Genomic DNA, 22,697 nt, shown 5'->3' with positions numbered 1-22,697 from the left:
CACGATGGCCAATGGCTGATGCGCCGATAATTCCGATTGCGGGCGATGCCGATGGCGGATCAATCGCCGTGGGCGGCGTACCGTCAGGGCTGCAAAAGCCTGCAACGCGCCTGTGGCAAAGGGGCGGCGGATTGTCCAGCGTCACGCACATGGCGGCAGCCGGTGCGGAGCGCTTTCTTGCGAACTCCGGCTTTGACCGCGCGCCATGGCTGGCTGTGGTGTTTTCCGCAGGCATCCTCGCCTGGTTCGCCTTGCCCGGCCCATGGCAATGGACTTCAACCATGGGGCTGGCGGCGCTCTTGGCTCTGGTTGCACTGGCGCTTTGGCTTGATCGGCCCGATCGCGATCACCTTCGCCGCTCAGTCATCGTCTGCTCGTTGGTCTTCGCGATCGGCATGGCGGTGATCTGGGCGCGGTCGGAGATTGTCGGGGCACCAGCGATTGAACGGCCTGTTGTCGAGCGGATTCAGGGCTATGTGCTCGAGCGTGAAGATCAGCCTGCGCAGGATCGCATCCGGCTGACATTGGCGGTGAGGGACGCGGAAACGGCCCAAAGCCGGAAGATCAGGGTGAATGTTCCACTAGATGCCTTGCCCTTTGGTCCCACGCAGGCGACCACGGCCTCTCCGGCCATGGTTGCCGAAGGCGCTGTTGTAAGGATGCGTGTCCGCCTGATGCCGCCGGCGAGCCCCATGTTGCCCGGTTCATACGATTTCGCGCGCGCCGCATGGTTCAAGGGGCTCTCCGCCACCGGAAGCGTTATCGGTTCGGTTGAGGTAGTCGAGGCAGCACCTAGGGCGACTGGCCTCGCTGCAGTCCAACGCTGGTTGGCGGCTCATGTTCGCGCGAGAGTGGACGGCTCAGCCGGGACGATTGCAGCGGCGTTTGCCAGCGGGGACAGAGGGGCGATCTTCGAAAGCGATGAAGACGCGATGCGCGATGCCGGGTTGACGCACCTGCTTTCGATCAGCGGGCTGCACGTCAGCGCCGTGATTGCGGCAGGTTATCTGGTTGCGTTGAAGCTTTTGGCGTTGTTTCCGGCCGTAGCTTTGCGGGTTCGATTGCCCGTGGTTGCTGCTGCGGTCGGGGCGGTCGTCGGAATTGGCTACACCTTGCTCACAGGAGCGGAAGTTCCGACGGTCCGAAGCTGTGCTGCTGCCATGCTGGTCTTGATGGCGCTGGCCCTGGGGCGGGATGCGCTTTCGCTGCGCATGGTGGCTGTGGCTGCGGTCTTCGTGCTGCTGCTGTGGCCTGAAAGTGTGATCGGCCCGAGTTTCCAGATGAGCTTCGCGGCTGTGATTGCGATTGTCGCCTTGCACAGCAGTGGTCCGGCGAAGGCATTTCTCGCACCGCGTGAGGAGAAGTGGGTGAAGAGGGTGCTTCGCGGCGCCTTCATGCTGTTCGTGACGGGGATGGTGATCGAAATCGCGCTGATGCCGATCGTCCTTTTCCACTTCCACAGGGCGGGGCTTTACGGTGCCTTTGCCAATGTGATCGCGATTCCGCTGGTCACGTTCATTGCGATGCCGTTGATCGCGTTGGGATTGTTGTTCGATCTGATCGGCATGGGCGGGCCTTTCTGGTGGCTGGTGCAAGCCTCGCTCGATCTCTTGCTCGGGATCGCGCATTTCACAGCCGAGCAGCCGGGTTCGGTGAAGCTGATGCCGCAGATGAGCGGGCTTGTGATCGCGTTGTTCACCGGTGGAGGGCTGTGGCTGGCGCTTTGGAGCGGGCGGGCGCGTTTGCTGGGCCTGATCCCTGCTGTCGTCGCAACCATGATGTTGCTGGCGACGCCGATCCCCGATGTTCTCATTGGCCGTGACGGTCGGCATGTCGGCATCACGGTGCCTGGCGCCGATGGGAGTCGGGAACTGCTTTCGTTGCGGGATAGCAACTCGTCCTATTCGCGTGACAATCTGATGGAGTTGGCGAGTGTTGCGAGCGAACCTGTTCCTCTTGTGCAGTGGGAGGGGGCGCGCTGTTCTCCCGAGTTCTGCGTGATGACTATTCAGCGCGGTGGACGCGACTGGACGTTGTTGCTCGCGCGGAACCGTGAACTCATTGAGGAACGCGCACTGGCGGCTGCTTGCGAACAGGCGGACATCGTTGTTGCGGACCGGTTCCTGCCACGATCCTGCAAGCCGCGCTGGCTCAAGGCGGACCGGCGCTTGCTCGAGCGAACCGGCGGTCTGGCGCTCAACCTGTCATCCGGACGCGTTACCAGCGTCGCCGAAGCGCAGGGCGAACATGGCTGGTGGCGCGGTGCAGGCAGATAGCCCGCCATCTCACCGCGCCCCGCAGCAATCAGTGGTACCGCCGAAGCAGCCCTGCCAGCTTGCCTTGAACCTGGACTTCATCCGGGCCGTAGACCTGCGGATCATAGGCAGCGTTTGCCGGATCGAGCCGGACCATTCCGCCATCCTTGTAGAGATACTTGAGCGTCGCTTCCTCGCCGCGGACCAGCGCAACCACGATTTCGCCATCGCGCGCGGTGTTGGTGCGGCGAACCAGCGCGAAGTCGCCGTCGAAGATGCCGGCTTCGATCATCGAATCGCCCGAAACCTCAAGTGCGTAATGCTCTCCGGGGCCGAGTAGCGCGGCGGGCACAGGCAATGAGCTTTGCCCTTCGAGGGCTTCGATCGGGGCACCTGCAGCGATCCTGCCGTGCAAGGGTATCTCGATCACGTCATTCGCCGGGGAGGGCATGCTCGGGGCCTTGGGCATGACGACAGGCGCGGCATCATTGGCCGGCTTCGTCGAGCGCGGCGCAGGGGTCGCATCCTCTGGCTGACGGATCACTTCCAGTGCGCGCGCACGGTTGGGCAGGCGACGGATGAAGCCGCGTTCCTCAAGCGCGGAGATCAGGCGGTGGACGCCCGACTTGCTCTTGAGATCGAGGGCTTCCTTCATTTCCTCGAAACTGGGTGAAATGCCGGTTTCTTCCAGCCTTTGCTGGATGAAGCGGATCAGTTCATGCTGCTTTGCGGTCAACATGGCAAACTCCGTTTAGGCGCACCTTGGCGCACGGCATCCTTGCCGCACGGTGCTGGAATGGCGCGCTCCCAGAGGCACGCCTTCCCAACGAGGGGCAGGGTGCGGTGCGAAGCACTGTTCGCGCACCGATATGGTGAACGAATGCGGAACGAATAGGCAACCTGTTCCGCCAAGTCAAGCACACATCGTCCGCAAACCCTCAGAACTCAGCCATTCTGGAGGTTGTACACAGGAACAGACGTTCCCGGTTTGGTTTCGGGAGAACCCGCAGCCCGGTCGATCAGGCAATTGGCCTGAGCCAATGCGAACAGGGCGCTCGAATCCTGTGATGCCGCCAGCCGCACCTTGCCGCCTTCGCTTACCCCGCGCAGGAACTCGCGGCGGCTCCCGGTTGCAGGTAATGCTTCCGCGCAGACCGCTTGCGAAACGCGGGGCAAGGGAGAGGCAGCGCCCATCGCCTTGCGCACCAGCGGCAGCGCGAACAGGAAGGCGGTGACGAAGCTCGACACCGGATTGCCCGGGAGGCCAAGCACAACGGTTTCCCCGCGCGTTGCCACCATCAAGGGTTTGCCCGGCTTGATTGCCACCTTCCAGAACGCAAGATCGGCACCCCAGTCCTTCAGTGCCTGCTGGATCAGGTCGTGGTCGCCCACCGAAGCACCACCGGAGGTGATAAGGATCTCGTGCCCCTCTGCCTTGGCCAGCGCGTCCGCCAGCGCCGCCGGATCGTCCGCCACAGGACCGAGCGCGGTCGTTTCCCCGACCAAGGCTTGCAGCATTGAAGCGATCATGACGCCGTTGCTTGCCGGTATCTGGTCCTCTCTCACCTCCGCACCCAGCGGCGCAAGTTCGTCTCCGCTGTCGAGCACCGCCACGCGCGGCGGCGTGAGCACGGGGACCTGCACATGACCCGCTGCGATCGCGAGTGCGATTGCGCCGGGCGTGAGCTGCGTGCCGACCTTCAGCACCGTGTCGCCAGTGGAGAAGTCGAACCCGGCCTTGCGCACATGCCGCCCCGCCGTCGGCAAGGCCTCACCCGGAGTAAGCGCGACGCTGGTTCCGGCAATCTCCGCGTTCTCCTGGATGAGGATGCGGTCCGCGCCGTCGGGCACATGCGCGCCGGTTGAGATGCGGGTGCATTGACCGGGGGCAAGTGTCCCTTCGAAAGGGCCGCCAGCGCGGCTTTCACCCACCCGCTCCCATGGCCCTTCGCCTGCAATCGCATATCCATCCATCGCCGACAGGTCCGCCGGGGGCTGGGTGCGCAGAGCCTTGAGATCGCTGGCGAGATAGCGGTTTGCCAAGTTCGGCCCGATCTCCACCGTGGTGGCGGGAAGGGCAGGCGCCAGCGCCAGCAGCCGCTCCTGCGCTTCCTCCAGCGTCAGCAGCGCGCTCATGCCTCGTCGGCCTTCCAGTGGCCGGATTTGCCGCCGCGCTTCTCGATCAGGCGAACCTCGCCGATCATCATGCCCTTGTCGATCGCCTTGGCCATGTCATAGACGGTCAGCAGCGCGGTGGAGACGGCCACCATCGCTTCCATCTCCACCCCGGTCTTGCCCGTCAGCGAAGCGGTGGCGGTGGCGCGGATCCCGTCTTCCTCGAAAGCGAAGTCCACATTCACCGCGTCAAGCGCGAGCGGATGGCACAGCGGGATCAGTTCCCCGGTGCGCTTCGCCGCCATGATCCCGGCTATCCGCGCAGTGCCGAGCACATCGCCCTTGGGCGCGTCGCCCGAGCGGATCGCCTCCAGCGCGGCAGCGGACATGGCGATGCGTCCCGAGGCGATGGCCACCCGGTGAGTCGCGGACTTCCCGCCCACATCCACCATGTTCGCCGCACCGTCCGGGCCGATATGGGTGAGGCCGCTCATGCGCCAAACCCTACAGGATGGAACAGGTGGAACACTGTCCTGGAGAAAAAAACTGCACCGTCAGGCGCACGGGTGCCGCTCTGCCGGATCAAAGCCATGGGGAAACGCTTGCTCATGCGCGGGTTTTTGCATTTTTGGCCCCTGTAGGACAGGCCGAAAAATGATGGCACACAAAGTGTCACCCTTGCGAGGAAAGTGTCATCTTTCGCGCCAAAGTGTCACCTTCACAGGATCGGACTGTCACCTTTCGCACCACCGCTTTGTCACCCTTGCAGCAGGGTCCTTGTCGCCGCCGCGACATCATCGGCGCGCATCAGGCTTTCCCCGACAAGGAAGGTGCGCACCCCGCTTTTCGCCAGCCGTTCCAAATCGGCATGGGTGTTGATCCCGCTTTCCCCGACCAGCAGCGTCCCTTCCGGTGCGAGCGGGGCGAGCCTTTCGGTTACCGCGAGGGACGTGGTGAAGGTCTTGAGATCGCGATTGTTGACCCCGATCAGGCGGCTTTGCAGATGCTTGGCGGCGCGTTCCAACTCGGCCTCGTCATGCACTTCCACCAGCACGTCCATGCCATGATCACGCGCAGCGGCCTCGATTTCGGCCATGGCGGTGTCTTCCAGCGCCGCGACGATGATCAGGATCGCGTCCGCACCGATGGCGCGTGCTTCGAGACATTGCCACGGATCGACCATGAAATCCTTGCGCAGCACGGGCAGGGCGCAGGCAGAGCGGGCTTCAACCAGATAATCCTCATGCCCCTGGAAAAAAGGGGCGTCGGTCAGGACGGAGAGGCAGGCAGCGCCGCCCGCTTCATAATCGCGGGCGTGCTGTGCAGGCTGAAAATCGGCGCGGATCAGCCCTTTTGACGGGCTCGCCTTCTTCACTTCGGCGATCAGGGCAAAGCCGGTTTCAGCGCGCGAGCGCAAGGCAGCTTCAAATCCGCGCGGAGCGGTGCGGGTCGCGGCGGCGGATTCGAAATCGGCACGAGCAATCGCCGCCTTGCGAGCGGTGACGATTTCGCGCTTTGCGGAGCAGATTTCTTCGAGCTTGTTCATTGCAAATACCAAGGGTGCTGGGTCACGCCGCCATCCTGATCCAGTCGGCCAGCAGATCGCGCGCCTTTCCGCTGTCGAGTGCCTCTGCCGCCATCGCCGCGCCTTCGGCCCAGTCAGCGGTCTTGCCGGCGACCACCAGCGTGGCGGCGGCATTGAGTAGCACGGCATCGCGATAGGGGCCGGGGGTGCCGTCCAGCAGCGCCTTCAGCGCCTTGGCATTGTGGACAGCATCGCCGCCGCGAATCGCCTCAACCGGGGCATGCGGCACGCCCACCGCGCTCGCGTCGATACGCCGCATCTCGAAATCATTGCCGATGACATCGGCCAGCTCGTTCCCGCCCGCCAGGCTGAGTTCGTCCAGTCCTTCGTCACCTGAGACGATGAAGGTACGCTCTGTCCCCAGCTTGGCCTTGGCCTGCGCGTAGATCGGGACATAGCCGGGGCGGGCAATGCCGATCAGTTGGCGGGTAACACCAGCCGGATTGGACAGCGGCCCCATCAGGTTGAAGATCGTCCGCTTGCCAAGCCTTTGACGGATGGGCTGGATGCGGCCCATCGCCGGGTGGTGGTTCTTCGCGAACAGGAAACAAATGCCGATTTCCGCGAGCGTCTTTTCCGCCGTGCGTCCGGCCGCGTCCATGCCGAGGCCCAGCGCCTCGAGCGTGTCCGCTGCGCCCGATTTGGACGATGCGGCGCGATTGCCGTGCTTGGCAACGGGAACGCCGCAGGCCGCGACCACAAGGCTGACGGCGGTCGAAACGTTGAGCGTATGGTGTCCGTCGCCGCCCGTGCCGCAGCAATCGACCGCGCCTTCGGGGGCATTGATCGGGATGAGCCGCGCGCGAAGGGCCCGCGCCGCTCCCGCGATTTCATCAGCGGTTTCGCTCCGCTCTGTCATGGCGAGCAGGAACCGCGCGATTTCCTCGTCAGTCGCTTCGCCGTCGAGGATCCAGCCGAAAACTTCCTCGGCCTCGGCTTCGTTCATGTGCGGAACGGCAAGGGGGAGGGTCTTCATGCCTTGAGCCTTTCGGGCAGTTGCGTGTCGATCCCGCAAATCTTCAGGAAGTTGGCGAGCAGCGAATGGCCGTGCTCGGTCGCGATGCTTTCCGGGTGGAATTGCACCCCGTGGATCGGCAGCTCGGCATGGCGGAAGCCCTGAACGTGATTGTCGTCAGAGCGGGCATTGACGCTGAGGCAATCGGGAATGTCCTCAACGATCAGCGAGTGATAGCGGGTCGCGGTGAAGGGCGAGGGGACGCCTGCGAAAACGCCCGTCCCGTCATGCGTAACCGGCGAAGTCTTGCCATGCATCAACCCGCCGCGCACCACCTTGCCACCAAAGAACTGGCCGATCGACTGGTGGCCGAGGCACACGCCCAGCAGCGGCTTTCCCGCATCGGCGCAGGCCGCCACCAGATCGAGGCTGATTCCGGCCTCGTTCGGCGTGCAGGGGCCGGGCGAGATTAGGAAGCCGTTGGCATTGGTGGCCAGCGCCTGCGAGGCGGACAGTGCGTCATTGCGTTCCACCCGCACTTCTGCGCCTAGCTCCATCAGATAATGGACCAGGTTGAAGGTGAAGCTGTCGTAATTGTCGATGACGAGAATCATTACCGGGGCTTTCGCGGAATTGCGCGGGGGGTTCAAGGCTGTGTGCTTGCCCGATGTCGTTTGCGCCATGCCCTGTCAGCCACAAGAGCCAGAACGGCACCGGCAGCATAGGCAACGATATCGCCCCAGCTGAACGTCGTGCCGAGGACGGTGCGGGCAACAGGATTGTGCTCCAATCCGAGCGTAGTCAGCGCGTCGAGATACTGCATCGCTTCGATGACGACACCCACCAGGAATGCGAACACGGCGGCAAAGGCGCGCGGAAGATCGACAATCGCCAGCACCGCGCAATAGACCAGCATGACCGCCAGAACATCACCCAGAACGGGCCTCACGAAGTTGTCCCTGACGAACAGCGCAATCACGATTTCGACAAGCAGAAGCCCTGCCGCGGCAAAGGCGAAGCCGCGATCGAGCCTCACGCTATTTGCCCGCAAACTTGTCCGTCGCGCGCACCAGGCCGTCGGTGATGCCGGGTTCGCTCGCGGCGTGACCGCCGTCGTCGACGATCCAGAGTTCGGCCTTGGGAAGCACTTTCTTCAGCGCCCATGCGCTTGTCGGCGGACAGCAGATGTCGTGGCGGCCCTGCACGATGATCGTCGGGATATGCGCGATCTTGTCCGCGTCGCGCAGCAATTGGGCTTCCTCAAGGTAGAAATCATTGAGGAAATAGCGCGCGCAAATGCGGGCGAATGGAACCGCCTTGGCTGGATCGGCGAAATCGTCGAGCAGTTCGGGATTGGGCAGCACGGTTGCGACCGATCCTTCCCACAGCGACCATTCACGCGCCGCGGCAAGGCGGGTCGCCTCGTCATCGCTGGTCAGGCGATCGTGATAGGCCTTCACCAGATCGTCGCGTTCATCCTCGGGGATGAGGCCGATGAAGCTGTCCCACTGTTCCGCCATGATCTCGCTCGCGCCCTTGACGTAAAGCCAGTCCTTCTCGGTCTGTCGGGCAAGGAAGACACCGCGCAGCACCAGTTCGGTCACGCGGTCAGGGTGCGCCTGGGCATAGGCCAGCGCCAGCGTCGCCCCCCAGCTTCCGCCGAACACCTGCCACGCCTCATGCCCGCACATTTCGCGCAAACGTTCAAGATCGGCGACGATGCGCCACGTGTCGTTGTGCTCGATCTCGGCAAAGGGCAGCGATTTGCCGCAGCCGCGCTGGTCGAGCAACAACACGTCATACAGCGCCGGGTCCCACTGGCGGCGATGCGACGGCGCCATGCCGCCACCAGGGCCGCCGTGCAGGAACACCGCCGGTTTCGCCCCCGGAGTGCCGACGCGCTCGTAATAGATCTGATGCCCTTCGCCGACATCGAGCATGCCCGTCTCGTAAGGCTCGATCTCGGGATAGAGCGTGCGGTCGTAGCTGCGGATATTGCCCGGGATCATCATTTCTTCTCCACCACGATCAGCGGCCCGACCCGGCCGCGATCCATTCGGCCTCGTGCCGGGTCCCACAAGGACGAGGTTCGCGCATCAAGAAACAGCGCGCTTTCGACCTTCAATTCATCCCGGAAATACCGCGCCAGCTTTCCATAGCTGAGCGGTTCCTGCGAAATCACGAAATGCGCCTTTCCGTCGGCCGATACGCCCACGCCGTTGCGGATTGATCTGGACGGGCCATCATCCTGAATCTCCGGGTGCAATTCGCCGTTCAGGACCAGCATCGGCCCCGATTGCGTGCCGAATTGCGGGCGATCCCCAACAGTGCGCAGGAAAGTCTCGGTATCGAGAATGCGCCAGTTCCCGTCCGAACCGAAGAACACGCCATTGGGTTTCAGGAAGAAATTGCCCGATCCGTCCGCGCGGTTCAGTTCGACGAGACGGTCCGAATCCTGCACGAAATAGCCGAGCGGCTTCAGATCATCGCCATAGGCCCCGCCATTCATCACAAAGGCGATGGCACCTTCGTTCTTGCCTGCGGCCCAGCCTTCGATCGTACCTGCATTGTCCCCGCTCACGGGAGCCAGCGCGGCAGAGATGCGGTGCAATTCAGGGTCGGCAATGCAGTGGATCAGCGGCACATCTTCGAAAGTGGCAGGGGAACAGGCTGCCCCGGCGATCGCCTCTGCCGGAGCTGACTGAACGATCTCCTCGACCATATCGACCGGGATCGGCTCGCCCAGCTCGGTGCGAACCACCGGCTCGCCCTCGGGCTGGGGTTCACACGCGCCAAGCGCCAATGCGCCCAGAATTACAAACGCGAACCTCATGGCGTGATCTTTCGTACAAGATAGGCTGCGTTGAAGGCGCCGGAATTGGCGAAAACCAGATCGGGGACGGTGTCCCCGTCGAAATCGCCAATGGCAATGCCATAGCTGTTGAACGGGTCTTCCTCGACCTGCACCTGCGCAAATCCGCCGCCCGCCTGCTGCAAATACAGGAAATTCGGGCGCTCCGAATTGGCAACGGCGATATCGCCAAGCCCGTCGCCATCGAAATCGGCCGCGGCCAGCGAATAGCAACCATCATCCGCCGCACCAAAGCGCTCAGCGATGCGATAGTCTTCGCCGTCACGCCGCAGCACCGCGTTGCTTGCTTCGAGGCTGCACGAGACGAGCTCTTGCTCCCCGTCGCCATCAAGATCGGCCGCGACAAGTTCACGGCTAGCGCCCAGAAGCGATGGCAGAGCCAGCTCGGTAAACTGGCCCGCTCCATCGTTGCGCATGACCACGCTTGTCTGCCCGTCGCGCCGGGCAAACAGCAGATCGGGATCAGCATCCCCATCGATGTCGGATATGTTCACGCGGATCGAAGCGGTGTCATCGGCGCCGATAATGCGCGGACTGGCGAATGCGCCCTCTGCGGTGCCTGAAAGCAGCAAATCCGGATCGCCGCGTCGGGCGATGACAAGATCCAGCAACCCGTCACCATCGATATCGGCGAGCGCGCCGCCGCGCGAATCTCCTCCGGTGCCGTCAATTTCAAACGCGAGCGTGAAATTGCCCCTGCCATCATTTTGGAAGGCGCGCGCCGGCACCGCATCATGGATGGCCACCAGATCAAGATCGCCGTCGCGATCAAGGTCGCCAGACAAAAGCTGATATGTCGGCAGGGCAACATCACCAATCGGGCGGGCCTCAAGCATTCGACCATTGCCGTGGTTGAGATAAAGCCGGTCCTGCTGCGGCCAATGGCGCCCGTTGGATACCGCGATATCCAGATCGCCATCGCCATCAAAATCGGCGAGCGTCACATGCGCGGAAAGCTCCTCCGCCCATTCGAACACTAGGAAGGGCGATGCGATGACCCGCACGGAATTGCGGCTTTCGCCCGGTTCTTCAGCAATTGCTGGCGCACCGAAAAGCGTTACCGCGATTGCGGCAAGGGCGCGCCTCATTGGCCAAACCCCGGCTCGCTCGCGACCCGCACAGCCTCACGCGCGGCGGCGATCAGCGCGCCCGCCTTGGCCCGGCATTCGGCAAGCTCGTAATCGGGATCGCTGTCGGCAACGATGCCTGCACCGGCCTGAACATGCATCACCCCGTCCTTCACCACGGCGGTGCGCAGCACGATGCACGAATCGACCGATCCGTCTGGCGCGAAATAGCCGACACCCCCGGCGTATGGCCCACGCGTTTCCGGCTCCAGCCCGGCGATGATCTCGCAGGCCCTGATTTTCGGGGCGCCCGATACGGTGCCCGCCGGGAAACCGGCGAACAGGGCATCAAGCGCATCTTTGTCTTTGGCGAGGCGACCCACCACATTCGATACGATGTGCATGACATGGCTGTAGCGTTCGATGGTGAAGCTGTCAGTCACTTCCACGGTTCCGCGCGCCGCCACCCGGCCGACATCGTTGCGACCCAGATCCAGCAACATCAAATGTTCGGCCAGCTCCTTGGGATCGGCCAGCAGCGAGATCTCGTTCGCTTCGTCCTGCGCGCGGGTTGCGCCTCTGGGACGGGTTCCCGCAATCGGGCGGATGGTCACTTCGCCGTCGCGCACCCGGACAAGGATTTCGGGCGATGAACCGACAATCGCGAAACCGGGCAGATCGAGGAAATAGAGGAACGGGGAAGGGTTGACCCGCCGCAGCGCGCGATAAAGCGCCAGCGGTGGCAGTTCGAACGGGCAAGTGAAACGCTGTGCCAGCACCACCTGAAAGATGTCGCCTGCGACGATGTAATCCTTCGCCCGCGCCACCATCGCTTTGTAATCGTCTTCCGCCATGACGGGGGAAAGTGTCGGCTCGGCAAGATCGCACGTAGTTCGCGGCTCCGCCGGGCGCGGCTGCGCCATTGTGCGCAAAGTCTCGTCGATCCGTTCACCCGCAGCGGCAATCGCGGCAGTGGGATCATCGGCGCTCCAGATCGGCGCGATGCAGAACAGTTCATCCGAAAGCCCGTCAAACACCAGAATGACGGTTGGCCGGACAAACAGCATGTCAGGCAGCGCCAGCTCGCTGGGGGCAGCGCGGGGCAGGGTTTCGACCAGCCCGATTGTCTCATAGCCGAAATAGCCGACCAGACACGCCAGCGCCGGGGGCAGGGGGTTTTCGGCCTCGGGCGGGGTGTTGATCCGGCAGGCATTGGCGAGCGCACGCAGCTCGCTCAAGGCATCGCCATCGCACGGGGTGAAGGCGTCGCGGTCGCTCTGCCAGCGGCTGTTGATCGCTGCGGTGCCTTCGCTTGCGCGGAACACCAGATCGGGATCGAGCCCCAGCAGGCTGTATCGCCCGCGCACTTCGCCGCCTTCGACCGACTCAAGCAGGAAGTCTCCGCGCCCTGGAACGATCAGGCGGCGTGCCGCGCCAACGGGTGTGTCGCTGTCCGCAACCACCCTGCGCCAGACAAGCGCGGGCCGTCCTTCCGCCAAGGCGGCGGCGGCATCGGCAGCGTTTTCAAGTCCGGCGGGGAAGGGCGCTTTCTGGGTCACTCAGTGGTCTTGATTGCTTTTGCAGGCCGTATCAGCTCTCGCCGGCCAGTGCCTTGCGCAGCGCCTCGATCGCTTCCTCGTTCCGCTCGACACCGACTTCGGCACGGATCGCCCGGGCAAGCTGGGCGGCGTATTCATTGGTCAACGCCGGGGCGAGCTGGGCACGGGTTTGCGCCAGAAGGCCCGAGTTTTCCTCGATCGGATCGGTTTCGATCGTGTCGAGATCAACGACGTACCAACCCAGATCGTTCGAATCCTCCAGCACCTTGGTCGAACCGCGCGCCATCGAGAACATCAGCACCAGCGGAGCGGGAATGCTGCGGTTCTGGCCCGAAAGCAGTTCGGTGCGACGCAGGTTGATGTTCTCGATCTGGTTCAACCGCGCATCTTCCTCGCGCATTGCCTCGTTCAGCGACTTGCCACCGCGAACAGCGGCGAGGATACGGTTGGCCACATCCTTCGCCTTCTTGTTGCCCTCTGCCCGGCGCCACGCGGCGGTCACTTCCTCGCGCACTTCGGCCAGCGGCGGAGCGGCGCTTTCGGTGATTTCCTGCACGTCGAACACCAGGAACTGCGCGCCGGGGACCAATTCGGCCAGCTGCGGCTCGCTCTCGTCCATCTGGAACGAAACGTCGAGGATCGGGCGAAGACCCTGCGGAATACCCTGTCCGGGCAGGCCGAAGAGGCGGCCATCGGCGGTAACTCCGGGAATGGCTGTGACTTCGAGCCCGAATTGCTCCGCGACATCGGTGAGCGAGGTTCCGGTGTCGACCATCTCCTCGATCCGGCTGCTCAGGTCGATCAGTGCCGCAGCGCGGGCTTCCTGCTGAAGCTGGGCGGCGATATCGTCGCGCACATCGGCAAGCGAACGCGCGGCGATCTTTTCGACATCATCGACCCGCGCGACATACCAGCCAAGGGTCGACTGCGCCGGTTCGGCAATAGCGCCTTCATTGGCAGTGAAGACTTTCTCCATCACCGCGAAACTGGTGGCCGAAGACATTTCGTCACGGGTGCGCAGCCCGCCGGTCGAAACCTCGAAGCCCGCTTCGCGTGCCGCCGCTTCGAGCGAGACGCCACCGCGGATCCGTTCGACCAGCGCCTTTGCCGCCTGTTCGGTCGGCACGACAAAGGAGGAAATCGCCCGCCGTTCGCTCGCGGCGTATTGCGCCTTGTCCTGTTCGAAGCGCGCGGCGATCTGCTCGGCGGTCGGGGTGATGTCCGCGTCGACGCTGTCCGCACCGAATGCCGCGAAACGCAGCGTGCGGCGTTCGGGCAGGATGTATTTGGAGCGTGTCTCGCTGTAGAATGTGTTGAGCTGTTCCGCCGTGGGATCGGCCTCCGGGGCGAATGCCATGCTCGGGATCAGGCCGATCTGGCCCTTGCGCCGTTCGAGCACCAGTGCGGCGTATTGGCGCGCGGCGGCTTCGGGCATTTGCGGTGCGCCAAGGGCGGAACGCAGCACCATCTGAGCGAGCAGGCCGTCGGCGATATCCTTGCGCAGGATGGCATCGGTGATGCCCTGACGGCGCAGCGCGGCCTGATAGGTCTCTGGGTCGAATTCGCCGGTCAGGTTGCGGAAGGCGTTGATCTTCAGGATTTCGCTGTTCACCAGATTTGCGCCCGCTCGCAGGCCGTACTTCTGGGCAAAAATCCCGGTCGAATAACGATCGATCAGCAGGTCCAGCTCATTCTCGAGCCCACCCTGCGCGACGAATTGCGGCATGGTGATCGTCGGGTTCTGATCGCGCGCCCGGGTCAGCGCATTATTCATCGTGCCGGTCATTTCGACCGTGGTGATGCCCTCGTCGCCAACAACGGCCACCTTGTCATCACCGGCCAATCCGCCAAACGTCGCCGAGCCGGAAATATCGCTCGCAGCGAAGGCCAGCGCGACCACCACGAGAAAACCGATGAAGATCGGCAGGCCGATTTTCGACTGAAAGAATTTCCGAAAGAGCGAAATCATCTGTGCGTTTTCCCGGTATCCGTATTCGCGCGGAACATTTGTGCCGTCCGAACGAAAGTGCGGACTTGTCTTGAGCCGACCGAAACCGTGGGATTGTCCAAGGCGGGTCCCTGATCGCGGTCTGGAGCAGCGCTTTATCTGCCCTGCGACCTCCCGGCAACAGGTCAGAGCACGTTTTGACTAAAGTGATCCACTCGGCTAGCGGACGCGGCCCCTCGACCCTACATCGGGCCCTCGGATTCGTATCATCCCAAGTAAAAGTTCAGGAAGTTCAGATGCCCCAGCGGCCCTACATCGTTGGAAACTGGAAGATGCACGGCACCCGCGCCATGCTTTCCGAAGCCCGCGCCATCGATCGCGCGGCTCAGCGCCATATGAAGGTCGAAGTCGCCATCGCGCCGCCTTACACGCTGATTCACCCCGTCCACCGCGAAGCGGAACAGATCGCTGTGGGGGCGCAGGATTGCCACCACAACGCGAGCGGAGCGCATACCGGCGACATCTCGGCGGCGATGATCGCCGACGCCGGAGCGAAGTTCGTGATCCTCGGCCACAGCGAGCGGCGCCAGAACCACGGCGAAAACGATGCGCTGATCCGGGCGAAGGCCGAATCCGCGCTGGCGGCGGGCCTGCGCATCATCATGTGCTGCGGCGAAAGCGAGCAGACCCGCGATGCTGGCCGTGCGGTTGCCTTCGTCAAGAAGCAGCTCAAGGCTTCGCTGCCGGAAGAGATCGAAAACGCAGCTGAGCGGCTCACCATCGCCTATGAGCCGATCTGGGCGATCGGCACGGGCAAGACGGCGACCGTCGAAGATATTGCCGAAATGCACGCAGAAATCCGCGCCCTGCTGATCAAGCTGCTGGGCGAGGAAGCTGGCAGTGAAGTCCGCATTCTTTATGGTGGTTCGGTCAAGCCGGAAAACGCTGCCGAAATCCTTTCCACTCCCGAAGTGGGCGGGGCTTTGGTGGGCGGTGCAAGCCTTACTGCCGACAGCTTCATGGGCATCGCACTGGCTGCAGGCGACCCCGACGAAGGATAAGGCGTGGCTATCCGCGCTTGCCCTTGGGGCTTTGCATCCCTAAGTGCGCTTCACCGTTTTACGTCTATCAGAAGAAAACCATGTCGCTGTTCATCATCCTCACCGTGATTCAGGCCATTGTCGCCGCCGCTCTGGTCGGCGTCGTACTGATGCAACGTTCGGAAGGCGGCGGCCTTGGTATCGGCGGCAGTCCCTCGGGTGCACTGGGTGCGCGCGGTGCGGCCGACTTCCTGACCCGTTCGACCAAGTGGCTGGCAGTAGCATTTGTCACCCTTTCGATCCTGCTTGCGGCACTGGCGGTTAGCCAGTCGAGCGTAGGCGATGTGACCACCACGCTTGATCGTGACGTCGCGGCGCCGACCTCCGGCGATCTTCTGGGTGGCCCGGCTTCTGGCGCACCGGAAGCGGGAGCGGCATCGGCGGATGATCTGCTTGGCGCACCGGCCGGCGAAACGGCTCCTGCGGGCGAAGAACCCGCCGCCGAATAAACCGCTCAGCGGTTTTTCGTTTCATCATTGTGGATGGGGCGCATTTGACGCCTCAATTCGCTTGCCCCGAATCCAACAAAACGCTTAAGGCCCAACTCCCATGGCGCGGTTCATTTTCATCACCGGCGGCGTGGTCTCCTCGCTCGGCAAAGGTCTCATGGCTGCCTCTCTGGCAGCGCTCCTTCAGGCACGCGGGTACAAGGTACGCATCCGCAAGTTCGACCCCTATCTCAATGTCGATCCGGGCACGATGAGCCCGTATCAGCATGGTGAGGTCTATGTCACTGATGATGGGGCGGAAACCGATCTCGACCTTGGCCATTATGAACGCTTTACCGGCGTATCGGCGCGGCAGAGCGATAACATCACGTCGGGCCGGGTCTATCGCGACATCATCGCCAAGGAACGTCGTGGCGATTATCTGGGTGCGACGGTGCAGGTGATCCCGCACGTTACCGACGCGATCAAGGAATTCGCGCTGGCCGACAGCGAAGGCCATGATTTCATCCTGTGTGAAATCGGCGGGACGGTGGGTGACATCGAATCGCTGCCTTTCATGGAAGCGATACGCCAACTGCGGAACGAGCTTGAGCCGATGCAGACGCTGAGCGTGCACGTCACGCTTGTCCCCTACATCGCCGCTGCGGGCGAATTGAAGACCAAGCCGACTCAGCATTCGGTGCGTGAACTGGCGAGCCTCGGGATCAAGCCTGACGTGCTGCTGTGCCGCGCAGAGCATCCGATTCCCGATGGCGAACGCCAGAAAATCGCCAATTTCTGCAACGTGCGCAAGGAAGCGGTGATCCCCGCGCTCGACGCGCCGTCGATCTATTCGGTTCCGCTGCAGTATCACGAAGAAGGGCTTGATGCGGAGGTCCTGCGCGGCTTCGGCATTACCGACGCACCTGCGCCTGATCTTTCCGCGTGGAACGATGTGACCGATCGCTACTTCAACCCCGAAGGCGAAGTCACGATCGGTGTGGTCGGCAAATATGTCGGCCTGCCCGATGCCTACAAGAGCCTCAACGAAGCGCTGATCCACGGCGGCCTTGCCAATCGGGTCAAGGTCAACATCAAGTGGATCGACGCCGAAATCTTCGAAGGCGAGAACGAAAGCGAGATCGTTTCCGCGCTCGAACCGATGCACGGCATTCTGGTGCCCGGCGGCTTTGGCGAACGCGGCAGCGAAGGCAAGATCGCCAGTGTCCGCTTCGCACGCGAACGCAAGGTTCCGTTTTTCGGCATCTGCCTGGGCATGCAGATGGCCTGTATTGAAGGTGCACGGGCTGCCGGTTTTGAAAAGGCATCCTCGACCGAGTTCGGCGAGACGAGCGAACCTGTCGTCGGCATCATCAGCGAATGGATGAGCGAAGAAGGCCTGCAGCAGCGCGAGGAAGGCGGCGATCTGGGCGGCACAATGCGTCTGGGTGCCTATGAGGCGAAGCTTTCAGGCAACAGCCATACCTCGCGCATGTATGGCGAGGCGACCACCATCTCGGAACGTCACCGCCACCGCTATGAAGTCAACAGCGCCTATATCGAGCCGCTGGAGCGGCAAGGGCTGGTTTTTGCCGGCATGTCACCCGATGGATTGTTGCCCGAAATCGTGGAGCGCCCGGATCATCCGTGGTTTGTCGGCGTGCAGTTCCATCCCGAACTGAAATCCAAGCCGTTCGACCCGCACCCGCTCTTTGCGGGCTTCATTGCAGCTGCGCTGGAGCAGTCGCGACTCGTGTAAGTTCGCCCGGCTAACGATCACTCATGGTCTGCTGTCGCCCGTCGTGCTTAGCATACGGTAAAAATGCGAGCGGGTTGAAAGGCTTCCGGCTTTTCAGCCCAATTTGGGCAGGTTTTTGTGTCGCATTTTTACAAGTTTATGAAATACCACTTGCGTCGAACGCGCCATCGGGTTTAGCCAACGCAGGCTACAGGTTTTAGTAAGGGGTAGGGGGGTATGGTATCCTTGTCCTTGATTGGAGCCTAAGCAGGGTTTCGCAGCAGGCCAGGTATCTGGCGCTTTACAGCAAGGCTGCAACGAGCTCGCACCGGAGTTGACCGTCTTCTGCGACCCGGACGGTCATATTCGGTCGAGGCGACCATGTGTCGCGGGGGCTTGTCCGAAAGGACAGCCCCCACTTAATTTCAACTTCGATTGTGAATTGGCAGCATCAAGATATTGATGCGCGTGCCTTTTGCAGGTCAGGCCGCGTCGGCGGCGTCCTTGCCTTCGGCATCCTTCGCGTCGCCATTGCTGGTCGGAACCGCGGTCAGCCGGGTGCCGCCGTTCACGGCGATCTTCTTCGGCTTCATCGCTTCGGGCACTTCGCGCACCAGATCGATGATCAGCAATCCATCGGCCAGATCGGCGTTTTCGACCCGGACATAATCGGCCAGTTCAAATCGGCGTTCAAATCCGCGATTGGCGATGCCGACGTGCAGCAATTCCGAACCGTCGTCGACTTCCTCGCGCTTCTTGCCTTGCACGGTCAGCAGGTTCTGCTGCGCGGTGATATCGATATCCTGAGGACGGAAACCGGCGACTGCCAGAGTAATGCGGTAATTGTCCTCACCACGGCGCGCGATGTTGAAAGGGGGATAGTTGTCGCCCGTGTTCGCGCGCGCCTGATTTTCGAGCAGGTCGAAAAGCCGGTCAAAACCGACGGTGCTGCGGCGATAGGGGGTGAAATCAAGACGTGACATAATTCAAATCCTCTTCATCTGAGCAATTTGTTGGTTGCGGACCTGCCTCATGCAGCATCCGCATTGTGCCACCGGTAGCTGTTCCCCAAACACTGGCGGAACCCGGCGACAGGTCTTAATTAGGTGTGGTACAAAGGCTTTCAAGAGGTCCTGAGCCGGGGCCGAACGGGATGGAATATGAGCACGCCGACAATCGACATCTACACCAAGTTCGCCTGCCCCTTTTGCGTCCGGGCCAAGCACCTGCTGCAAAGGAAGGGCGTCGAATTCAACGAATACGACATCACCCTTGGCGGGCCGAAACGCGAAGAGATGCTCGCCCGTGCACCGCAAGCGCGCACCGTGCCGCAGATATTCATCGGCGATACCCATGTCGGCGGATCGGACGATCTCGCCGCGCTTGAAGAAGCGGGTGAACTCGACGCGCTTCTGGCGGGCTGAATGGTAAAAATCGCCGTTCTTCAGATGACCTCGGGCATCGACCCGGAGGCAAACATTGCCGCCATCATTGTTGCGATACGCCAGGCGGCAGAGAACGACGCCGAGGTGCTGTTCACTCCGGAAATGTCGGTCTTGCTGGACCGTGATCGGCGGCGTGGAGCGCAGTGGATCAACGAAGATTACGAGCAATCCATTATCGACGAATTGGCCCTGATGTCTGCCAAGTGGCAGATCGACTTGGCTCTTGGTTCAATGGCTGTTCCGTTCTGCACCGGAAAATCGGCGAACCGGTCGCACTATTTCCGGCAGGACAACCAAAATCCCGTCACTTACGACAAGATACACATGTTCGACGTGGACCTCGCCAATGGTGAAAGCTGGCGTGAAAGCAACGCCTATCAGCCGGGTCAGGAAGTGGTGACGATCGACGGCACACCTCTGGGCCGCCTTGGCCTCACCATCTGTTACGACCTGCGCTTCCCCGATCTGTTTTCCGCACTGGGAAAGCTGCGCTGTGATGCGATTGCGGTGCCGGCCGCTTTCACCCGTCCTACTGGCGCCGCGCATTGGCACGTCATGCTGCGCGCCCGCGCGATCGAGGCGCAGGCCTTTGTCATCGCCGCCGCGCAAGTGGGCCGTCACGAGGACGGGCGCGAAACCTATGGCCACAGCCTTGTCGTTGATCCGTGGGGAGAGGTGCTGCTCGACATGGGCGGGGAAGGGCCGGGCCTCGGTTTCTGCGACATCAACCTTGGACGCATCGCCGAAGTGCGCGCGCAGGTTCCCAGCCTTGCCAATGCCCGCAAAATTCCCAATTAGCGCGGCATGATCGTTTTCGACCTTCATTGCCCCCATGGCCACCGGTTCGAAGGGTGGTTCGGCTCCTCCTCGGATTACGAGGAGCAGCAGGCGCGCGGGCTTGTCACCTGCCCCGAATGCGGATCGGCAGAGGTCGGCAAAGCGCCCATGGCCCCAGCCGTCCCGGTAAAGGGCAATCAGCGCAGCAATACTCGCCCGGTGCAGGCCCCTGCGGAATCCGGTGACAGCATGATGGCGGGCGGCTCGATCCCGCCCGAAGTGCTGAAGGCGATGCGCGCTCTGGCGGAGGCTCAGGCAAAGGCTTTGAAGCAAAGCCGTTACGTCGGAGACAAACTCGCCGATGAAGCGCGCGCCATGCATTACGGCGACAAGGATCTCGAAGCGATCCACGGCAAGGCGACGCTGAAGGAAGCGCAAGAATTGCTCGACGAAGGCGTGCCCGTCGCCCCGCTGCTGGCCCCATTTACTCCCCCTGACGAACTGAATTGAAGCCCTTGTTTGTATGTTCGCCCATCTGGGCGACCTCCTCGCTAGGCGCGCAGCAGAGCTGCGCCCGCTGCGGGCGCGCATTCACGCTTGCGGTCGCTTGCGCGACCGATTGGTAATGCTATTGGAGGCCTCGGGACCCCGTAGCTCAGCAGGATAGAGCATCAGATTCCTAATCTGAGGGCCGCGCGTTCGAATCGCGCCGGGGTCACCAACTATACGTTTTCGTGCCGCCGCAACGCTATCCAGCTGAGCACCAGGACGCTGCATGAAATCGCCATCAACAATCCGCACGTGCCGATCCATCCGCCCCAATCGTAGATCGCGGTGCCGAGAATACTGCCGATCGCACCGCCGATGAACATCATGACGATATAGCTTGTCGTCAGTCTGGTCCGGATCGCCGGATCGAGCGACAGGATCGTCATGCGCCCGGTCACGTCCACGCTAGGCCCGACAATATTGACCAGCAGCAGCGGCACCAGCACCGTCCACACGCTCCAGCCCAGCGGATACATCAGCATGGTGCCGACAAGCTGGACGCAAGCCGCGATCAGGCGCGCACGGCGCGGCCCTACTCGGTCGGCCCATTTGCCGAGGCGCGGCGTAGAGAAAATGCTGATCGCCGCGATCCCGGCCAGATAGCCGACGGTATCCACACCATATCCCAGTTCGTCGCTGGTCAGATGCAGTGCGAGCGCCAGCCATGTCGCGGTGAAGGATGCGAAGTTGAACCCCTGTATCACCGCCGAAATCATCACGTCGCGATTGGCCCGGCTCAAGGTGAAGACCGACACGAGCAATTGGCCGTAACTGCTGCTCGGCACCTTCGCGGCACTGCCTTCACTGCGCAGGGTGATCGGCAGCAACAGGGTGACGGCCACCATCAGAGCGAAGGCGCACCAGTACACCGTGCGCCAGCCAAGGGCCTCGGTGACGATCCCCGATCCTACCCGCGCCACCAGAATGCCGAAAATCACCCCGGCGGTGAGCAGGGCGGTGACTTGGCCCAACCGCTCCGGTGCAACGCGCTTCGATGCGAAGGCGGGGATCAGGTAAGGCGCAATGGTGACGAACCCGAGAAGGGTCGAAGCCAGCGTGAACAACGCAAACCCTTGCGCCACAGCCATGCCCAGCAGGAACAGCGTTTGCGCACTGACAAATGCGATGCACAGCGTCTTGTTCGAATATCGATCGCCCAGAGGCAGCAGCAGCAGAATGCCCAATGCCAGTGCCAGCTGGTTGAGCGCGGGCACGATCCCGATCTCGGCCTCGCCCACGCCAAGCCCGCGCGCGACTTCGCCGATGATCGGGTGGATGTAATAGGCATTGGCGGTAACGACCGCGACCGTAACCGCCAGCGCATATTCCTGCCCCCGGCTCAGATAACAGGGGTTCGTTTGGGCATTGCTCGCGTTCAGAGGAAGCCCGCCTTCTTCGCGGTTTCGATCATCCCCTGCGCCAGTTCGGCGGGGCGATCTTCCTGGCTGAAGTGGCCGCAGATGGACAGCATTGCATGGGGCATCCCTTCTGCACCCTTGATCCGGCCAGCCAGCAAGGGGCCTGCCTTGCCCAGCACAGGATCATCTTCGCCGAACAGGGTAAGGAAAGGCTTGTCGAAAGCGGACAGTCCTTCCCATGCGGCCTTGTTGGCAGCGACGCCGGGCTTGTCATCCTCTACCGGGACAAGCTGCGGGAAGGCTCGCGCCCCGGCCTTGGATGCTTCGTCGGGGAAGGGGGCGTTATAAGCCGCGACCTCGGCTGCGCTGCGTTCGGTCTGGGTGGCCCGCTGAAGGATGTCGCCGATCACGAAATCGGGTGAGACACGCGCAAATTCCCGCCATGCGAGGAAACCGGGCGAAGCCTGACCCCCGCCGGTCGGCAGGAAAGTGTTGCTGGCAACCACGCAGGAAAACCTGTCCGGCTCTTCGCCGACCATGCGCAGGCCCAGCAACCCGCCCCAATCCTGACAGAACAGAGCCGCCGTTTGCGGCACCACGGCATTGCGCCACTGCTTTTGCCAACTGATATGACGATCATAGCTGTAGAACGCCTGATCATCGGGCTTGTCGCTTTTGCCGAAGCCGATCAGGTCCGGCGCAAGGCAGCGGAAGCCTGCATCCACCAGCAGCGGGATCATCTTGCGATAGAGGAAGCTCCAGCTCGGTTCGCCATGAAACAGCAGCAGCGGCGGCGCGTCTTTCGGGCCTTCGTCGAGATAGTGCATCTGTCCCGAGAAACCTTCGCCCAGATCGATGGTGATCCAGTTTTCGGCAAAGGGATAGTCGGGAATATCGGCGAAACGCGCCAGATCGGTCTTCAGCACTTGCATCGGAATCGTCTCCT

At 62.5% G+C, this 22,697-nt stretch carries 22 protein-coding genes and 1 tRNA gene; 8 read left to right on the top strand and 15 right to left on the bottom strand.

Annotated elements, in window-relative coordinates:
• Positions 1 to 11: 11 nt before the first annotated feature.
• Positions 12 to 2,276 (top strand): ComEC/Rec2 family competence protein, encoded by a 2,265-nt coding sequence (locus tag L1K66_RS10745; RefSeq protein ID WP_252257882.1) that lies wholly within the window; start codon positions 12 to 14, stop codon positions 2,274 to 2,276.
• Positions 2,277 to 2,304: 28 nt separating this feature from the next.
• On the opposite strand, the gene lexA is transcribed toward L1K66_RS10745, so the two are convergent.
• The 12 genes from lexA to L1K66_RS10685 all read right to left on the bottom strand — a co-directional run bounded on the left by lexA (position 2,305) and on the right by L1K66_RS10685 (position 14,377).
• Complete coding sequence (gene lexA, locus L1K66_RS10740) at positions 2,305 to 2,994, bottom strand: transcriptional repressor LexA (protein WP_252257881.1); 690 nt, start codon at positions 2,992 to 2,994, stop codon at positions 2,305 to 2,307.
• A gap of 206 nt (positions 2,995 to 3,200) precedes the next feature.
• Positions 3,201 to 4,391 carry a molybdopterin molybdotransferase MoeA gene (locus L1K66_RS10735; RefSeq protein ID WP_252257880.1) on the bottom strand — a complete coding sequence of 397 codons (1,191 nt, stop codon included), beginning with the start codon at positions 4,389 to 4,391 and terminating at the stop codon, positions 3,201 to 3,203.
• The gene (gene moaC, locus L1K66_RS10730; protein WP_252257879.1) at positions 4,388 to 4,864 is read right to left on the bottom strand and encodes a cyclic pyranopterin monophosphate synthase MoaC; all 477 of its coding nucleotides are present in this window, start codon (positions 4,862 to 4,864) and stop codon (positions 4,388 to 4,390) included. The genes L1K66_RS10735 and moaC overlap by 4 nt, the downstream gene beginning before the upstream one ends.
• Positions 4,865 to 5,127: 263 nt before the next feature.
• The gene (gene trpC, locus L1K66_RS10725) at positions 5,128 to 5,916 is read right to left on the bottom strand and encodes an indole-3-glycerol phosphate synthase TrpC (protein WP_252257878.1); all 789 of its coding nucleotides are present in this window, start codon (positions 5,914 to 5,916) and stop codon (positions 5,128 to 5,130) included.
• 22 nt (positions 5,917 to 5,938) lie between these two features.
• On the bottom strand, positions 5,939 to 6,931 hold the full coding sequence (trpD, locus tag L1K66_RS10720) for an anthranilate phosphoribosyltransferase (protein ID WP_252257877.1): 993 nt from the start codon (positions 6,929 to 6,931) through the stop codon (positions 5,939 to 5,941).
• Positions 6,928 to 7,524 carry an anthranilate synthase component II gene (locus L1K66_RS10715; protein ID WP_252257876.1) on the bottom strand — a complete coding sequence of 199 codons (597 nt, stop codon included), beginning with the start codon at positions 7,522 to 7,524 and terminating at the stop codon, positions 6,928 to 6,930. Before L1K66_RS10715 ends, trpD begins: the two co-directional genes overlap by 4 nt.
• Before the next feature lie 32 nt (positions 7,525 to 7,556).
• Positions 7,557 to 7,946 carry a ribosomal maturation YjgA family protein gene (locus L1K66_RS10710; RefSeq protein WP_252257875.1) on the bottom strand — a complete coding sequence of 130 codons (390 nt, stop codon included), beginning with the start codon at positions 7,944 to 7,946 and terminating at the stop codon, positions 7,557 to 7,559.
• A gap of 1 nt (position 7,947) precedes the next feature.
• Positions 7,948 to 8,922, bottom strand: coding sequence for a prolyl aminopeptidase (pip, locus tag L1K66_RS10705; protein ID WP_252257874.1), 975 nt, complete (start codon positions 8,920 to 8,922; stop codon positions 7,948 to 7,950).
• Positions 8,919 to 9,743 (bottom strand): phosphodiester glycosidase family protein, encoded by an 825-nt coding sequence (locus L1K66_RS10700; RefSeq protein ID WP_252257873.1) that lies wholly within the window; start codon positions 9,741 to 9,743, stop codon positions 8,919 to 8,921. The genes pip and L1K66_RS10700 overlap by 4 nt, the downstream gene beginning before the upstream one ends.
• A complete protein-coding gene (locus L1K66_RS10695; RefSeq protein ID WP_252257872.1) occupies positions 9,740 to 10,870 on the bottom strand; it encodes an FG-GAP repeat domain-containing protein in 1,131 nt (376 codons plus the stop codon). The genes L1K66_RS10700 and L1K66_RS10695 overlap by 4 nt, the downstream gene beginning before the upstream one ends.
• Positions 10,867 to 12,408 carry an anthranilate synthase component I gene (gene trpE, locus L1K66_RS10690; RefSeq protein WP_407931945.1) on the bottom strand — a complete coding sequence of 514 codons (1,542 nt, stop codon included), beginning with the start codon at positions 12,406 to 12,408 and terminating at the stop codon, positions 10,867 to 10,869. The genes L1K66_RS10695 and trpE overlap by 4 nt, the downstream gene beginning before the upstream one ends.
• Before the next feature lie 31 nt (positions 12,409 to 12,439).
• Positions 12,440 to 14,377 carry a peptidylprolyl isomerase gene (locus L1K66_RS10685; RefSeq protein ID WP_252257871.1) on the bottom strand — a complete coding sequence of 646 codons (1,938 nt, stop codon included), beginning with the start codon at positions 14,375 to 14,377 and terminating at the stop codon, positions 12,440 to 12,442.
• 275 nt (positions 14,378 to 14,652) lie between these two features.
• On the opposite strand from L1K66_RS10685, the gene tpiA reads away from it, so the two are divergent.
• The 3 genes from tpiA to L1K66_RS10670 all read left to right on the top strand — a co-directional run bounded on the left by tpiA (position 14,653) and on the right by L1K66_RS10670 (position 17,643).
• On the top strand, positions 14,653 to 15,417 hold the full coding sequence (tpiA, locus tag L1K66_RS10680; RefSeq protein ID WP_034954114.1) for a triose-phosphate isomerase: 765 nt from the start codon (positions 14,653 to 14,655) through the stop codon (positions 15,415 to 15,417).
• 80 nt (positions 15,418 to 15,497) lie between these two features.
• Positions 15,498 to 15,905, top strand: a complete 408-nt coding sequence (gene secG / locus L1K66_RS10675; RefSeq protein WP_252257870.1) for a preprotein translocase subunit SecG — start codon at positions 15,498 to 15,500, stop codon at positions 15,903 to 15,905.
• 100 nt (positions 15,906 to 16,005) lie between these two features.
• Positions 16,006 to 17,643 carry a CTP synthase gene (locus L1K66_RS10670; protein ID WP_252257869.1) on the top strand — a complete coding sequence of 546 codons (1,638 nt, stop codon included), beginning with the start codon at positions 16,006 to 16,008 and terminating at the stop codon, positions 17,641 to 17,643.
• Positions 17,644 to 18,104: 461 nt separating this feature from the next.
• On the opposite strand, the gene L1K66_RS10665 is transcribed toward L1K66_RS10670, so the two are convergent.
• The gene (locus L1K66_RS10665) at positions 18,105 to 18,605 is read right to left on the bottom strand and encodes an Hsp20 family protein (RefSeq protein ID WP_252257868.1); all 501 of its coding nucleotides are present in this window, start codon (positions 18,603 to 18,605) and stop codon (positions 18,105 to 18,107) included.
• A 177-nt stretch (positions 18,606 to 18,782) separates the two neighbouring features.
• On the opposite strand from L1K66_RS10665, the gene grxC reads away from it, so the two are divergent.
• From grxC to L1K66_RS10645, 4 genes are all read left to right on the top strand, one after another.
• Positions 18,783 to 19,046 (top strand): glutaredoxin 3, encoded by a 264-nt coding sequence (gene grxC, locus L1K66_RS10660; protein WP_252257867.1) that lies wholly within the window; start codon positions 18,783 to 18,785, stop codon positions 19,044 to 19,046.
• Entirely contained in the window at positions 19,047 to 19,865 is an 819-nt protein-coding gene (locus L1K66_RS10655; protein WP_252257866.1) for a carbon-nitrogen hydrolase family protein, read from the top strand. It begins immediately after the preceding gene.
• Positions 19,866 to 19,871: 6 nt separating this feature from the next.
• Positions 19,872 to 20,354, top strand: a complete 483-nt coding sequence (locus L1K66_RS10650) for a DUF1178 family protein (RefSeq protein WP_252257865.1) — start codon at positions 19,872 to 19,874, stop codon at positions 20,352 to 20,354.
• Positions 20,355 to 20,488: 134 nt separating this feature from the next.
• A tRNA-Arg gene (locus L1K66_RS10645) sits at positions 20,489 to 20,565 on the top strand.
• A 1-nt stretch (position 20,566) separates the two neighbouring features.
• Here L1K66_RS10645 and L1K66_RS10640 read toward each other — a convergent pair.
• Positions 20,567 to 21,712 carry an MFS transporter gene (locus L1K66_RS10640; protein ID WP_330221262.1) on the bottom strand — a complete coding sequence of 382 codons (1,146 nt, stop codon included), beginning with the start codon at positions 21,710 to 21,712 and terminating at the stop codon, positions 20,567 to 20,569.
• 56 nt (positions 21,713 to 21,768) lie between these two features.
• Positions 21,769 to 22,683, bottom strand: a complete 915-nt coding sequence (locus tag L1K66_RS10635; protein ID WP_252257864.1) for a haloalkane dehalogenase — start codon at positions 22,681 to 22,683, stop codon at positions 21,769 to 21,771.
• Positions 22,684 to 22,697 lie beyond the last annotated feature (14 nt).

Origin of the sequence: Erythrobacter aurantius (assembly GCF_023823125.1) — a bacterium.
Lineage (GTDB): Bacteria > Pseudomonadota > Alphaproteobacteria > Sphingomonadales > Sphingomonadaceae > Erythrobacter > Erythrobacter aurantius.
The sequence above is the reverse complement of the archived record's forward strand: the minus strand, read 5'-3'. Positions and strand labels throughout refer to the sequence as shown.